The 14,256-nt window shown below is 61.4% G+C and carries 14 protein-coding genes; 2 read left to right on the top strand and 12 right to left on the bottom strand.

Annotation, left to right across the window (positions count from 1 at the left end):
- Positions 1-4: 4 nt before the first annotated feature.
- From ASO19_RS02960 to secA, 12 genes are all read right to left on the bottom strand, one after another.
- Positions 5-949: a tetratricopeptide repeat protein gene (locus tag ASO19_RS02960; protein WP_181005188.1), complete on the bottom strand. Its 945-nt coding sequence runs from the start codon at positions 947-949 to the stop codon at positions 5-7.
- A gap of 132 nt (positions 950-1,081) precedes the next feature.
- A complete protein-coding gene (pal, locus tag ASO19_RS02955) occupies positions 1,082-1,564 on the bottom strand; it encodes a peptidoglycan-associated lipoprotein Pal (protein ID WP_043560851.1) in 483 nt (160 codons plus the stop codon).
- A 151-nt stretch (positions 1,565-1,715) separates the two neighbouring features.
- Positions 1,716-3,083, bottom strand: coding sequence for a Tol-Pal system beta propeller repeat protein TolB (tolB, locus tag ASO19_RS02950; RefSeq protein ID WP_043560854.1), 1,368 nt, complete (start codon positions 3,081-3,083; stop codon positions 1,716-1,718).
- Between the two features lie 25 nt (positions 3,084-3,108).
- A complete protein-coding gene (locus ASO19_RS02945; RefSeq protein WP_052349152.1) occupies positions 3,109-4,134 on the bottom strand; it encodes a hypothetical protein in 1,026 nt (341 codons plus the stop codon).
- 11 nt (positions 4,135-4,145) lie between these two features.
- The gene (tolR, locus tag ASO19_RS02940; RefSeq protein WP_043560856.1) at positions 4,146-4,580 is read right to left on the bottom strand and encodes a protein TolR; all 435 of its coding nucleotides are present in this window, start codon (positions 4,578-4,580) and stop codon (positions 4,146-4,148) included.
- A 5-nt stretch (positions 4,581-4,585) separates the two neighbouring features.
- On the bottom strand, positions 4,586-5,317 hold the full coding sequence (tolQ, locus tag ASO19_RS02935; protein ID WP_043560857.1) for a protein TolQ: 732 nt from the start codon (positions 5,315-5,317) through the stop codon (positions 4,586-4,588).
- 127 nt (positions 5,318-5,444) lie between these two features.
- Complete coding sequence (locus ASO19_RS02930) at positions 5,445-5,879, bottom strand: YbgC/FadM family acyl-CoA thioesterase (RefSeq protein ID WP_043560860.1); 435 nt, start codon at positions 5,877-5,879, stop codon at positions 5,445-5,447.
- A 24-nt stretch (positions 5,880-5,903) separates the two neighbouring features.
- On the bottom strand, positions 5,904-6,953 hold the full coding sequence (ruvB, locus tag ASO19_RS02925) for a Holliday junction branch migration DNA helicase RuvB (protein ID WP_373364562.1): 1,050 nt from the start codon (positions 6,951-6,953) through the stop codon (positions 5,904-5,906).
- A 29-nt stretch (positions 6,954-6,982) separates the two neighbouring features.
- Complete coding sequence (gene ruvA, locus ASO19_RS02920; RefSeq protein ID WP_043560863.1) at positions 6,983-7,621, bottom strand: Holliday junction branch migration protein RuvA; 639 nt, start codon at positions 7,619-7,621, stop codon at positions 6,983-6,985.
- Entirely contained in the window at positions 7,618-8,124 is a 507-nt protein-coding gene (ruvC, locus tag ASO19_RS02915) for a crossover junction endodeoxyribonuclease RuvC (RefSeq protein ID WP_043560866.1), read from the bottom strand. The genes ruvA and ruvC overlap by 4 nt, the downstream gene beginning before the upstream one ends.
- Positions 8,121-8,870: a YebC/PmpR family DNA-binding transcriptional regulator gene (locus ASO19_RS02910; RefSeq protein ID WP_043560868.1), complete on the bottom strand. Its 750-nt coding sequence runs from the start codon at positions 8,868-8,870 to the stop codon at positions 8,121-8,123. Before ASO19_RS02910 ends, ruvC begins: the two co-directional genes overlap by 4 nt.
- A gap of 101 nt (positions 8,871-8,971) precedes the next feature.
- Complete coding sequence (gene secA, locus ASO19_RS02905; RefSeq protein WP_043560873.1) at positions 8,972-11,629, bottom strand: preprotein translocase subunit SecA; 2,658 nt, start codon at positions 11,627-11,629, stop codon at positions 8,972-8,974.
- A 343-nt stretch (positions 11,630-11,972) separates the two neighbouring features.
- On the opposite strand from secA, the gene ASO19_RS02900 reads away from it, so the two are divergent.
- Both ASO19_RS02900 and argJ read left to right on the top strand, forming a co-directional pair.
- The gene (locus ASO19_RS02900; RefSeq protein ID WP_043560875.1) at positions 11,973-12,911 is read left to right on the top strand and encodes a peptidylprolyl isomerase; all 939 of its coding nucleotides are present in this window, start codon (positions 11,973-11,975) and stop codon (positions 12,909-12,911) included.
- 3 nt (positions 12,912-12,914) lie between these two features.
- Entirely contained in the window at positions 12,915-14,150 is a 1,236-nt protein-coding gene (gene argJ, locus ASO19_RS02895) for a bifunctional glutamate N-acetyltransferase/amino-acid acetyltransferase ArgJ (protein WP_043560878.1), read from the top strand.
- The last annotated feature ends 106 nt before the right edge of the window (positions 14,151-14,256 follow it).

Here is a 14,256-nt window from a genome sequence, read left to right as displayed (position 1 = left end):
CTCCTTAATGACAGCCTGCCCGCTCGCTGAAAATTTTCTCGGACGACTTCACCCGGGCCGAAGCATTGGGGAATTCCTTGTGCAGCCGTTGCAGGGCCTCGCAGGATGCCGTCCTGTTGCCCAGTGCCAGCATGGACGCCGAAACACCCAGCAGGGCCTCTGGTGCCCGTGGGGAATCAGGCGAATGGCTGTACACATCGTAGTAGGTCAGTGCGGCATTCTTGTAGGATTTCTGCCCGGCCAGCGACTGCGCCAGCAGATACTGGGCCTCCGTGCGGCTCCAGCCCGTCTTGCTCTGCTTGAGGGCCTGCCGGGCCTGTGTCTCCGCAGCCTCATACTGATGGGCCTTCAGGGCCGCACGACCTGCCTTGAGGGTATCGGCCACGGAGGTTGCCTGTGGCGTTGCCGGCGGCGCCGCTACGACCGCCGCCGGGGCTGATGCCGCCGCTTCCCCGGCTTCGGGAGCCGGACGGGGCGCAGCATGATGACCATTCTCGAGGGCAAACTGCATGTCCCCCATCTGCTTCGCCACCGCAGCCTCATCCTGATGAAGCTGATTGCTCATCTGCTCCATCTGGCCATGCATCTCCCGCACCTGGCTCTCCAGAGAATTCACACGCTCCAGCAGATTGGCCACAAGATCGCCTCCGCTACGCCCTGATGAAACACCCGAAGACCGGTTGCTGTCATCACCGCTGGATGTCGGAAGGGGAGCGGAAAGATCCTCACCCTGCTCATCAACACTGCCCACACCATCACCCAGGCCACCACCATCATGCTGACGGGCCAGTGCCTGATGCTGCCGCATGATGGCCTCGCGGGAGAGACCATCCTCCGCCCATGCCGGAGCAAATGCTGCGCTTGCCGTGCAGGAGAGCAGCATGGCCCCCAGCGCACTTTTCAGAATGGCTGAAACAGGCCCCAGAACAGGCCGAGCAGAATGACCCATGATCTCATCTCCCAACGGACAGGCAATCATCACACATAAAAAAAATCGGGCCGGTTTCCTCAACCGGCCCGACCTTTCCCGGAAAGGGCATCATCTGCCCCTTCCTACAGGTTTCCCGGAACCGGGCCTGCTTTAACGGACAGACGTAATGGCGTTACGGTTCTGTGCCCATGCTTCCGGCGTATCACCATCAGCCGTCGGCCGGTCCTTACCATAAGAGATCGTCATGATACGGGACGGCGCCACACCCTTGGCCTCCAGATACTCACGGGCGGCATTGGCACGACGCTGACCCAGAGCAATGTTATACTCCTCGGTGCCACGGTCGTCACAGTTGCCAGCCACCAGGATGTTGACCTGCGGGTAACGGGCAAGCCAGGCAGCCTGCTTGTCCAGCGTGGCACGGCCTTCGCTGTTGAGCTGGTTCTTGTTCAGCTCGAAATAGACGCGGTCCCCGGCAGTGGCGACCAGATCAGCCTGGCTGCCCGGAACGGGACCTTGGCTCATCTGCTGCATGTTCTGCCCATCGCCATTGTTGTCGTGGTCCTTGTGGTTACCACTACAGGCGGTCAGAGCGCAGGCCATGCCCAGCACGGCGAACATCTTCAACTTCATGACAATCTCCTGCAAAAAGATGCACCCCAGTAGATGGGGAGTTTTTCACCCACCTGCAAGACGCAGATGGGGAAAGGCGGCTGGCAGCCCGAAGGCCACCGATGCCATGGGAGCACAAGGTCTCCCATGGCCAGAAAAACATTCCCTGCGCTCAGCGCCGCAGCGGCGACCAGGCCGGGTCAGAAGCCCCGGTCGTAGTAGGAATGATATGCTCATTGAAGCCTGCCACGTCAATCACGGCGATGGAAGAGCTGAAGCCCGCTCCCCCAGCCCCTGCCGCATTCTGGCGACAGAATGCCAGCGCACGGCCATTGGGAGCAAAGCTTGGGCTTTCCACCGTGAAGCCCTGTGTCAGAGACCGCTCACCAACGCCATCCGGCCCCATCACGCCAAGGGTGAACCCCCCTGAACCAATGCGGACAAAAGCGATCTGGTCCCCTCTTGGTGACCACACGGGCGAGCCATAGTGACCATGGCCGTAGGAAATGCGCCGGGCATCCCCACCATTGACGCTCATCACGTAAAGTTGTGGCGAACCGCCACGGTCGGAGTTGAAGACGATGTTCTGGCCATCCGGGCTGAAGCACGGGCTGGTATCAATCACACCCGGGGCCGATGTCAGACGACGCCGATGCTGGGTCGCCAGATCAATCAGATACAGATCCGCCCCGCCATCCCTTGTCGTGGCGGACAGGATGATGCTCCGCCCATCAGGAGAAAAGCGGGGAGCGAAAGAGATACCCTCGAACGTGCCCAGAATGGTCTGCTGTCCCGTATTGAGGTCATAGACATACACACGGGGCCGATTGTTGGCATAGGACAGAAATGCCAGCTGCTCGCTGATCGGGCTGAAGCGGGGTTCCAGCGTCAGCCAGCTGCCATTGGTCAGCATGTGGGCATTGGCCCCATCCTGATCCATGATGGCCAGACGGGTGGACTGATGCCGCCGGGGACCTGTACGGGAAATATAGGCGATGCGGGTATCGAAATAACCATCCTCGCCCAGCAGGCGCTTGTAGATGGCATCCGCAATGATGTGTGCAATGCGGCGCCAGTTGCTCTGGGAGGCCGTATAGGCCCGACCTTCCATCTGCTGGCCCGCCACAACGTCCCAAAGGCGCATCTCGACCCGCACGCTGTCAGACCCGGCGGCACTGCCGGCCACAGCCACACGGGCCCCACGGCCCTTCAGTGCCGAGAAATCCGGCTGAACGGAAGCCGGTACCGTTCCCCCCATGACCTGGAAAAGCCCCGTGCTGGACAGGTCGGCCGAAATGACGCCAGAAATCTGGTTCCCCAGCCCCGGCCCGAAATCAGGAATCACGATGGGAATGGGGGCCTGATGGGCGCCAGCGACCGTGATCTCTGCCGGAGCGCTGTCACCTGCTGCCCGGGCCGTCCCGCCCAGAAGAGCCAGCGGCGTGACAAGCACACCACTGGCGGCAGCACCGCCCAGAAGGGAGCGGCGGGACAGATGCCGCTGGAGGATGCCGGCTTCGGTATCAGAAAAAAACGACATGAAACAACCTCAGATAAATCCAGCCTCAGGGCTTGAACAGAAAACGGAACTGCCGCACCTGCCCCAGCAGGCGCTTCGGCACGGGCAGGCGGGAACAGGTTGGGCTCAACACGGCATCCCTCGCCCGCTCGGCCTGGACCCGATAGGTCGGATCCGCTGCCATACGGGCACGGGTCTCCGGCAGAAATGTGACCATGCGGGCCTCGCCGGAGGCATCCACCGTCACCATCATGCGGGCAGAGAAATTCTGGTAATTCCGGGCCAGCGTATCCTCCTGGTAGCAGCGCTGCACGGACGACCCGATGGCATTCTGCTCACCACTTGTCAGCGCCCCGGTATCGCCATCAGGACGGCCACCACCACGGGGTGACCCACCCTGCGCCTGATTGGGCATCGCCTTGGGCGGGCGCTCCTGCTTCTCCTGGCTCCGGTACTCATCCAGCGTGGCCAGCAGGGAGCGGCTGTCCTCCTGCGTTTTTTTGGCCTCATGCTCCTGCTGGGTATGGGAGAGCTGCGGCTTGGCAGGGGGCTTTTCCACCTTGTGATCCGGCGCCTTGACCTGTGCCTGCTTATGCACGGGCTCCGGCTTCGGCTTTGCCTGTTCACTCACCTCACCCTTTTCCTGCACGGGAGCACGCTGCTGGACCGGCGTTTTCACCGCCACATGGGAAGGTTCCGGCGCAGCCTGTACAGGCCGGGGTGGTGGCGGAGCGGGCGGAGGTGGCTCAACCGGCTTCGGCTTGGGTGGCTGTGGCGCCGGTGGGGCCTTTGTCTCCGTAGGTGCCTGCGGCGCCGGAACCTCGGCCTTGTGAGAAGACCGGGCCGCTGGCCGGGCCCCGCCGGTCGTCTCATACACCATGGTGACCGTCTGCTCGTCCGGCTGAGGTTCCGGCAGCGGTGGCTGTGGATGCCAGAGCAGAAAGCCCAGCACTCCCCCATGCAGCAGCAGGGAAGCCAGCACCCCGCCCGTCACCAGGCTGGACTGCTTCCTTTCCCGCCGCTGATAGGGCGGTGGTGTTTCGTCAAACGGTGATGACGCAGAGAGGCTCACACAGTCTCTCCTTACTGGCCGCCCTGCGGCTGCTGTGCCAGCAGGGCAACATGCGTGAAGCCGCCAGATGTGATCTGCCCCATCGTGCTCATCACCTTGCCATAGTCGATATGGGCATCGGCCCGCACAAAGATGCGACGGCCAGGATCATCGCTTGCCATCTGCTTCAGCCGTGTCACGAGGTCATCCCCACTGACAGGGTCATCCCCCAGATACAGGCTGCCGTCGCTCTTGATGGATACCGTAATGGGTTTGTCGTCCGAGTTGACCGGCTTGGCGCTTGTCTGCGGCAGATCGACATTCACACCGCTGGTCAGCATCGGTGCCGTCACCATGAAGATGATGAGCAGCACGAGCATGACATCCACCAGTGGGGTGACATTGATGCCAGCCTCAGGCTGGCTCCGCCGCCTGCCCCTGCGTCCACTGCGTGATGAAGCCTCCATGATGCTCAGCCCCTCCCGCTGCCGCGCTCTTCGGACTGGCGGGAGAGGATGGCTGCAAACTCGGTCCCGAAGCCTTCCATCCGCTCAGCAAAATTGTCCACGCTACGGCTGATGAGGTTGTAGGCCACATAGGCCGGGATGGCCGTGAGCAGACCGATGGCCGTCGCAAACAGGGCCTCGGAAATGCCCGGTGCCACGACGGAGAGGTTCGTATTGTGCATGGAAGCGATGGAGCTGAATGCGTGCATGATACCCCAGACCGTCCCGAACAGCCCGACAAACGGAGCTACCGGGCCGATGGTGGCCAGCATGACGAGGTAGCGGCTCAGACGTTCGGTCTCACGAGCGACCGTAATGCTGATGGCCCGGTCGATGCGCTCGGACGTACCCCCATGAATCACGTCAATGCCCGCAATACGGGAGGACCGACGCCACTCCCCCATCGCCGCCCCGAAAACGGCAGCCATCGGATGGACAGGCCGGGCACCCTCGCTGTCATAAAGATCATCCAGAGACCCGCCGGACCAGAATCTGTCCTCAAACCCCGTGGCCTCGCGATTGACCCGGCGGAGGAGAAGCACCTTCTCCACAATCACCGCCCACACAAAAATGCTGCACAGCACCAGCCCGATCATGACCAGCTGCACAGCCAGCGAAGCATTCAGGAACAGATGAAAGGGCGAAAGCCCCGCTGCCCCGGCAGCACCCAGAGCACTCGAATTCACAGCCTGATCCACTCCGCTTTCTCCTGTTTTCTATGGTTCTGTTGGATAAAGGACTACTGCCCCATGTTGCGGCAGGATGCTCCTTTTTCAATGGCACAGGACGCAGAAAGAGCAAACATCTTTATCTTTAAATCTTTTGTCAGGCGGAACGTTCTTCCGGCACCGTCAGTCCTGAGAGTTTTTCCCTGTAGGATGCCGGAAGACGCAAGGGGCTCATGCCAGCCAGCTTCAGGCAGGCCAGTTCCACCTCAATCACCACTGACTTCTGCCCCTCACGGGAAAGATTGGTGATGACCTGCCGCAGATTCAGCCGGGCTCCCGACATCTGAAGCAGCACCGTCTCCACATCCATCAGTTCATCCAGCCGCAGGGGCGCATGATACCGGATACCCAGCTGCCTGACGACAAAACCGATTCCATCCTGTTCTGCCATCTCTCCGACGCCAAGCCCAAGGCTGCGCAAGGCCTCGGCCCGGGCCCGTTCGGCAAAACCCAGATACCGGGCATGATAAACGATGCCCCCTGCATCTGTATCCTCATAATAGATACGGAACTGACAGTGATGTGCCGCCATGCTGTTCTCCCCCGATGACGGCCCCTACAGGAACCGTGGTGCCAGATTGTCTGATGGCGGTGTGAGACCGAGATAACGCCAGCCCGGTTCACCCAGCATCCGCCCCCGTGAGGTCCGCAGGACGAGCCCTTCCTGTATCAGATAGGGTTCCACGACGTCCTCCAGCGTATCACGGGCTTCTGCCAAAGCTGCTGCCAGAGTTTCCACCCCTACTGGGCCACCCCTGTGATGCTCGGCAATGCGGCGCAGATAGCGCCTGTCCATCGCATCAAGACCATGACTGTCCACCTCCAGCCGGGAGAGGGCTGCATCTGCCAGCGCACGGTCAACAATCTCTTTCTTCGCCACAAGCGCAAAGTCCCGCACGCGGCGCAGCAGCCTTCCGGCAATGCGCGGCGTCCCTCGGGAACGGCGGGCAATTTCCTCGGCTCCTTCATCTGTCAGGGCCATGCCCAGCTTCCCCGCCCCCCGGCTGACGATCTGCCGCAATTCATCAGGCGTATAGAACACCAGACGCAACGGAATGCCGAACCGGTCCCGCAATGGTGTGGCCAGCAGGCCGGACCGTGTCGTGGCTGCCACGAGCGTGAAAGGCGCCAGATCAATCCGCACGGAACGGGCCGCGGGGCCTTCCCCGATGACGAGGTCCAGCTGGAAGTCCTCCATCGCCGGATAGAGGATTTCCTCAATCGCTGGCTGGAGACGATGAATCTCATCAATGAACAGCACATCACGAGGCTGAAGATTTGTCAGGATGGCCGCAAGGTCTCCAGCCCGCTGGATCACCGGCCCGGACGTGGCACGAAAGCCCACGCCAAGCTCACGGGAGACGATCTGCGCAAGAGTCGTCTTTCCCAGCCCCGGCGGGCCATGCAGCAGGACATGGTCCAGCGCATCACCCCGTTTGCGGGCTGCCTCGATGAAGATGGAGAGATTTTCCCGACTGGCTTTCTGGCCCGTAAAGTCGGCCAGGGTCTGCGGCCGCAGGGTGGCATCGGCCACATCCTCCGGCTGGCGTGTGGCATCCGTCTCCGGCGCACGGCCGGGCGGCATATCTGGCACAAACTGGTTCATCGGCCCCGTTCTTTCCCTCTACCCTCTGCCTACCGGGCCAGTTCCTTGAGAGCAAGACGGATGATGACATCCAGCCCTTCCCCAACGTGGTCTCCAATGAGACGGCTGATGATGGGCCAGCTTTCAGCCCGACGGAAGCCCAGCCCTTCCAGCGCCATGAGGGCATCCTGCTCCAGCCCGGCACTGCCATGCAGGCTGGTACTGATGGCTGCTCCGCCCCCCCCAGCACTCATGGACGTCCCACTCATGCTGGCAGGAGCCGGCATTTTGGCCACTTTGCTCCTGAGCTCCGTCAGGAGGCGGACTGCCAGCTTGGGGCCAACCCCGGCAGCCTGCGTAAAGGCTGTCCTGTCCTCAGCATGGACAGCCTGCCAGAGCAGACTGGGGCGGCTGACTGACAGAATGGCCAGAGCCACACGGGCCCCTACACCCTGAACGGTCGTGAGAAGACGGAACCATGCCTGCTCATCCGCCTCCGCAAAACCAAAGAGCTGGATGGCATCTTCCCGCACAACCGTTTCCACCAGTACACGGGCGACTTCCGGCGGGCGGGGCAGCAGCCCCAGCGTATGGCTGGAGGCTGAGACAACATACCCCACCCCATTCACATCAATGAGGCAGTGATCACCATCGATATGAGAGACAAGGCCTGTCAGCTGTCCGATCATGCCATGCGTACTCCTGCGGCTACATGCCGGGCACTGGCCCGATGATGGGCATGGCAGATGGCGATAGCCAGTGCATCGGACGCATCAGCCCGCCGGACCTCCGCCCCCGGCAACAGACGGCGGACCATCATGCTGACCTGCTCCTTCGTGGCCGCCCCCGTACCAACCACAGCCCGCTTCACAGCCATGGCCCCATATTCATGCACGCTCAGCCCGGCAAGGGCGGGCACAAGCAGGGCCACGCCACGGGCATAGCCCAGCTTGAGCGTGGAGGAGCCGTTGCGGTTCACATAGGTTTCCTCAACGGCAGCTTCTGCAGGACCATACTGCTGGATGAGCCTCATCAGCCCCTCATGCAGGTCGCACAGACGGCGGGGAACGTCATCACCGCTCTGGGTCGCCAGCACACCGTCAGCCACATGGCGCAGGCGGTTCCCCTCCACATCCACGATACCCCAGCCCATGAAACGCAGGCCGGGGTCGATCCCCATGAGACGGATCAAGCTGCCAGAGCCTCGGCCACCTCATCAGGGAGGTCGAAATTGGCATAGACGGCCTGCACATCGTCATTCTCCTCAAGCACGTCAATCAGCTTGAGAACGGAGCGGGCCTGATCCTCATCCAGCGTGACGGTCGTCTGCGGACGCCAGTCCAGCTTGGCGGAACGGGGTTCGCCAAAACGGCCTTCCAGCGCATCACGCACGCTCATCAGGGCCTCCATGGCCGTGGTGATTTCGTGGCCGTCTTCCGTGGTCTCCACGTTATCAGCCCCGGCTTCAATGGCGGCTTCCAGCATGTCATCCTCAGAAGCAGCATCCTGCGGATAGGTGATCACGCCGATATGGTCAAAGCCAAAGGACACGGAATTGGTTTCTCCCATGGAACCACCATGCTTGGAGAAAGCCGCCCGGACTTCGGAGGCCGTACGGTTGCGGTTATCGGTCAGCCCCTCGATGATGATGGCCACACCAGCCGGACCGTAGCCCTCATAACGGACGGCCACATAATCCTCACCACCACCGGCACCGCTGGCCTTCTTGATGGCACGCTCGACCGTATCCTTGGGCATGTTGACCTCACGGGCTGCCGTGATGGCAGCACGCAGGCGGGGGTTCATGGCCGGGTCTGGCATGCCGGACCGTGTGGCCACCGTGATCTCACGGATGACCTTGGCAAACTGCTTGGCGCGCTTGGCATCCTGCGCACCTTTGCGGTGCATGATGTTCTTGAACTGTGAATGTCCTGCCATGGACCTTACTTCTCCCAAAACAATGTTGAAACACCCATTACCATGCACCAGCACACCGTGCATCAGAAGGGGCTGCCCCCAGCAGGAAGCAGCCCGCCTTCTCAGATCATCCTGCCGTGGCAGTGCTTGAATTTCTGCCCGGACCCGCAGGGACAGGGAGCATTGCGGGGGACCTCATTGAGCCAGCGGGCCAGCGTGGCCGTATCCAGCGCCTCCTCATCAGCGGGACCATCCTCCTCCATGAAGGCAGTCGGCCCCGGCGGCATGGACGGTGCCTCGCTGACAGGCTGGACATGCCCGACAGACTGCACGACACGCAGCCGCAGGTCCTCCAGCATGTATGTGAACATCTGGAAGGCTTCCTGCTTGTACTCGTTCAGCGGGTCACGCTGGGCATAAGCCCGCAGGCCAATCCCCTGACGCATCTGGTCCAGCCCGTGCAGATGTTCTTTCCATGCCGCATCGAATGATGTCAGAAGAATATGCTTCTCGATCAACCGCATCATTTCCGGGCCAACAGTCGCTGAACGGGCTGCATGGGCCTTCGTGGCTGTTTCTTCGATGCGGTCGATCAGATGCTCCTCATCCATGCCATCTTCTTTTGCCCAGTCGGCAATCGGCATGTCCAGATTCAGGATGCGATGCAGCTCACCAGCAAGGCCATCCACATCCCAGGCCTCCACAAAGGAATTCTCCGGAATATGGGCATGGACGAGCTCTTCAATCACCTTCCCCCGCATCTCGGCAATCACGCCAGACACATCGGCGGATGCCATATATTCACGGCGCTGGGCATAGACCTCCTTGCGCTGTGCATTCATGACATCATCGTATTTCAGCGTGTTCTTGCGCATGTCGAAGTTGCGGGCCTCGACCTTCTTCTGCGCCTTTTCCAGCGCACGGTTCAGCCACGGATGCACGATGGCCTCACCCCGCTTGAGACCCATCTTCTGCATCATCGCCCCCATGCGGTCGGAGCCGAAAATGCGGATGAGGTCATCCTGAAGGGAAAGGAAAAAGCGGGAATTGCCCGGGTCACCCTGACGGCCAGACCGCCCACGCAGCTGGTTGTCCACCCGGCGGCTCTCATGCCGCTCCGTCCCGATGACATACAGCCCACCAAGCTCATGTACCCGCTTGTGGTCAACGGCCACCTGCGCCCGGACCTGTTCCGCAATGGCAGCCCGCTCAGCTTCATCCTCAATACCGGCAGTCTTTTCAGCCACCAGCATCTCGACATTGCCACCGAGCTTGATGTCCGTACCACGCCCTGCCATGTTCGTGGCGATGGTGATGGCACCCGGCGCACCGGCCTGTGCGATAATGCTGGCCTCACGCTCATGATGCCGGGCATTCAGCACATTATGCGGAATACGCTTCTGCCGCAGCAGGTGTGACAGAACCTCGCTCTGCTCGATGGAGGCCGTACCGACAAGAATGGGCTGGCCTGTCTCATGCACCTTGCGGACGAGTTCAGCCACGGCCTCATATTTCTCTTCCGCCGTGAGATAGACCTCGTCATCCGCATCCTTGCGGCGCACGGGCAGATTGGTCGGAATCTCCACGACCTGAAGATTGTAGATCTCGGCGAATTCGTCAGCTTCCGTCATGGCCGTGCCGGTCATGCCAGCCAGCTTGGGATAGAGACGGAAATAATTCTGGAAAGTGATGGAGGCCAGCGTCTGATTTTCCTGCTGGATTTCCACACCTTCCTTGGCTTCCAGCGCCTGATGCAGGCCATCAGAGTACCGGCGGCCATCCATCATGCGGCCCGTGAACTCGTCAATCAGCATCACCTTGTCGTCACGGACGATATAATCGACATCCCTCGTAAAAAGCGTCCGGGCCCGCAGGGACTGCTGGACATGATGGACGACCGAGACGTTGTGGAGGTCATACAGACCGCCTTCACGCAGCAGGCCCGCCTCCTGAAGCAGCTCCTCGACACGGTCGGAGCCTTTTTCCGTCAGCGTGACAGTACGCAGCTTCTCATCCTTGTCATAAACATCCGGCTCTTTCACCAGCCGGGCAATCACGGCATCCACATGGCGATAAAGGTCGGAGCTGTCATCCGCCGGACCGGAAATGATGAGCGGCGTACGGGCCTCATCAATGAGGATGCTGTCCACCTCATCGACAATGGCAAAGCTGAAGGCACGCTGGACCATTTCATCCAGCGAATACTTCATGTTGTCCCGCAGATAGTCGAAGCCGAACTCGTTGTTCGTGCCGTATGTGATGTCCGCTCCATAGGCCGCACGGCGCTGGTCGTCCGTCAGGTTCGGGATGATCACGCCGGTGGTCAGGCCAAGGAAGCCGTAGAGGCGGGACATTTCCTCAGCGTCACGCTTCGCCAGATAATCATTGACGGTAACAACATGCACGCCCTTGCCAGACAAGGCATTCAGATAGACAGCCAGGGTCCCGACAAGGGTCTTGCCCTCACCCGTCCGCATCTCGGCAATCCGCCCATCATGCAGGACCATGCCCCCGATGAGCTGCACATCAAAATGACGCATCCCCAGCACACGGCGGGAGGCCTCACGACAGACAGCAAAGGCCTCGTCCAGGAGATCATCAAGGGAGGCACCCTCAGCCAGACGCTGGCGGAATTCCGCAGTTTTACCCTTCAGTTCATCATCCGTGAGAGCCTGCATCTGCGGCTCCAGAGCATTGATCTCCGGCACGCGCCGCTGATACTTCTTGAGTGAGCGGTCGTTGGAGTGGCCGAAGAGGGCGCGAGCAAGGCGTGAAAGCATGAGTTACCCTGAAAATTTTGCCACCAGCAACCATGTGCGCCCCTCTCCCCTGTGGGAAACAAGGAAACGCCCGCTGCGGATGGTCACAACGCTTTTCATATCATGTCCGACATAAGGGCCCTCGTCATCATGGTCAATGGGAAAGCCCCCGTCCGGCTTCCAGACGCAGCGCAATTCTCCGCTTTTTCCCCTGTCAGGCACCAGCAGCCCAACCTGACGTCCGTACCAACATAAAATATAGGCAATACTTCGCCTTTCCGGCACCAAAGCCCTTGCTAGGGCAGGCAGGCTTTGTCATGGTGAAAGGGCTGAGTTTTAACAGATCGAAATGATGAGGTCTTACATGCGGCTTTCCCGCTCTCTTCTCCTGTGCACGGCCCTTATCGGGGGTGTCTCCTCTTCTGCCTCGCTGACAGCGCAGGCCGTGGCCGCCGACGCCCAGCCGGCCCCCGCCGCACAGCCGCAGGCCAAGCCCGCAGCAGACCCGAACATGCTGCTCGCCACCGTGAATGACCAGAAGATCACCCTGGGCGATGTCCAGCGCGCTGCTGCCACCCTGCCGCCGGAGGCGCGCCAGCTCCAGCCGGCCGTCATCATTCCGCTCCTGATCAACCAGCTCATCGACCAGAAGGCCATCCAGCTCCAGGCGGACAAGGCCGGTCTGGCCAGCAAGCCGGCTGTCAAGGCTGCCATGGAAGCAGCAGCAAACAATGTGCTCCAGAATGCCTATCTGGAGGAGCAGGTTGCACCGAAGCTGACGGACGATGCCCTGAAGGCCTACTATCAGGAGCATTTCGCCTCCAAGAAGCCTGAAGAGGAAGTCCATGCCCGCCACATCCTCGTGGATAGCGAGGCCAAGGCTGAAGGGATCATCCGGCAGCTGAACAAGGGGGCCGACTTTGCCAAGCTGGCTGGCCGTCTCTCCACGGACAAGGCATCCGGCGGCACGAATGGTGGCGATCTTGGCTGGTTCAAGCGTGGGGACATGATCCCGGATTTCTCCAACGCCGCTTTTGCCATGAAGTCCGGCACCATCACCCAGAAGCCGGTCCATACCCAGTATGGCTGGCACGTGATCCAGGTTCTGGGGACCCGCACGGCCCCCGTGCCGAGCTTTGAGCAGGTGCGTGACCAGATCCGCCGCGACCTGATACGCCAGGAAGTCCGCAAGGTGGTGGAAGCTGCCGAGAAGCAGGCCCGAATCGTGCATTATGATGCCAAGGGCCAGCCCATCACCAGTGCACCGGCACCTGCCGCTGCCCCGGCACAGGCAACACACTGAGCCATGGCCAAACCATACCCCCGCTCCCCACTGGCACTCTCACTGCCCAAGCTGACCTCGATTGCCGGGGTGCGGCTCAGTGGTGTGGAGGCCAACATCCGCTACAGCGGGCGGACCGACCTCATGCTGGTCGAGTTCGCCCCTGGCACGACGGCCGCAGGTGTCTATACCCGCAATCTCTGCCCGGGGGCTCCCATCCCTTGGTGTCGCCGTGCGCTCGCCAGCACGCCCCATGCCCGGGCGCTGCTGGTGAACTCCGGCAATGCAAATGTCTTCACCGGTCGTGCCGGGGAAGAGGCCGTGGTAGCCTGTGCCGGAGAGGTCGCCCATCAGCTGGGCTGCCCTGTCGAGGATGTCTTCCTGGCCTCTACCGGGGTGATTGGCGAGACGCTTCCCTACAAGAAGATCCTCTCTGCCCTGCCCGCAGCCATTGAAGCCCTGCATGTTGATGGATGGGAAGAAGCGGCCCGGGCCATCATGACCACGGACACCTTCCCCAAGGCGGCCCGTCGTGAAGTGAAGATCGGCAGCACAACGGTCTGCCTCCAGGGCATAGCCAAGGGGTCGGGCATGGTTGCGCCGGACATGGCCACCATGCTGGCCTACGTCGCCACAGATGCCTCCCTGCCCCAGCCGGTCCTTCAGGCCCTGCTGGAAGAAGGCGTGGGGCCGAGCTTCAACTCCATCACGGTGGACTCTGATACCTCTACATCCGACATGCTGATGCTTTTTGCCACCGGGCAGGCCGAGCATGAAGAGATCGGCAGTCATGAGGATGCCGCCCTGGCGGAATTCCGCACGGCCCTGAAGGACCTGCTCCATGAGCTGGCTCTGCTGGTCGTCCGTGATGGCGAGGGTGCCACCAAGCTGATCCGTGTCGATGTGCAGGAAGCTCAGGATGACGGGTCCGCCCGCAGGATCGCCATGGCCATTGCCAATTCTCCGCTGGTGAAAACCGCCATTGCCGGAGAGGATGCCAACTGGGGGCGTATTGTCATGGCCGTTGGCAAGAGTGGTGAGCCTGCCGACAGGGACCGCCTTTCCATTGCCATCGGGGACCACTGGGTGGCCAGCCAGGGCAGTGTGAAGGACCATGATGTCGAGGCGCTGAATGCCTACATGCGCCAGCAGGAGATCACGATCACGGCAGATCTGGGGCTTGGATCCGGCCGTGCGAGCGTCTGGACCTGTGATCTGACACACGGTTACATCGACATAAACGGCTCATACAGAAGCTGATACCGGGGGCATTTCCGCCCATATCCGGCAGGGTCAACCCCCAGTTGCGGACGGGGGCAGGCCCTGCCCCGGCAGGCACCGGTACCCCCCGGKRTCAGCTTCTGTA

This window comes from Parasaccharibacter apium, assembly GCF_002917995.1.
In the GTDB taxonomy this organism is placed as follows: Bacteria; Pseudomonadota; Alphaproteobacteria; order Acetobacterales; family Acetobacteraceae; genus Bombella; species Bombella apis.
The sequence above is the reverse complement of the archived record's forward strand: the minus strand, read 5'-3'. Positions and strand labels throughout refer to the sequence as shown.

Coding starts and splice junctions, on each gene's coding strand:
- ASO19_RS02960 (WP_181005188.1), bottom strand. CDS start 949: ATGGGTCATTCTGCTCGGCCTGTTCTGGGGCCTGTTTCAGCCATTCTG.
- pal (WP_043560851.1), bottom strand. CDS start 1,564: ATGAAGTTGAAGATGTTCGCCGTGCTGGGCATGGCCTGCGCTCTGACC.
- tolB (WP_043560854.1), bottom strand. CDS start 3,083: ATGTCGTTTTTTTCTGATACCGAAGCCGGCATCCTCCAGCGGCATCTG.
- tolR (WP_043560856.1), bottom strand. CDS start 4,580: ATGGAGGCTTCATCACGCAGTGGACGCAGGGGCAGGCGGCGGAGCCAG.
- ASO19_RS02930 (WP_043560860.1), bottom strand. CDS start 5,879: ATGGCGGCACATCACTGTCAGTTCCGTATCTATTATGAGGATACAGAT.
- ruvB (WP_373364562.1), bottom strand. CDS start 6,953: ATGAACCAGTTTGTGCCAGATATGCCGCCCGGCCGTGCGCCGGAGACG.
- ruvA (WP_043560863.1), bottom strand. CDS start 7,621: ATGATCGGACAGCTGACAGGCCTTGTCTCTCATATCGATGGTGATCAC.
- ASO19_RS02910 (WP_043560868.1), bottom strand. CDS start 8,870: ATGGCAGGACATTCACAGTTCAAGAACATCATGCACCGCAAAGGTGCG.
- secA (WP_043560873.1), bottom strand. CDS start 11,629: ATGCTTTCACGCCTTGCTCGCGCCCTCTTCGGCCACTCCAACGACCGC.
- ASO19_RS02900 (WP_043560875.1), top strand. CDS start 11,973: ATGCGGCTTTCCCGCTCTCTTCTCCTGTGCACGGCCCTTATCGGGGGT.
- argJ (WP_043560878.1), top strand. CDS start 12,915: ATGGCCAAACCATACCCCCGCTCCCCACTGGCACTCTCACTGCCCAAG.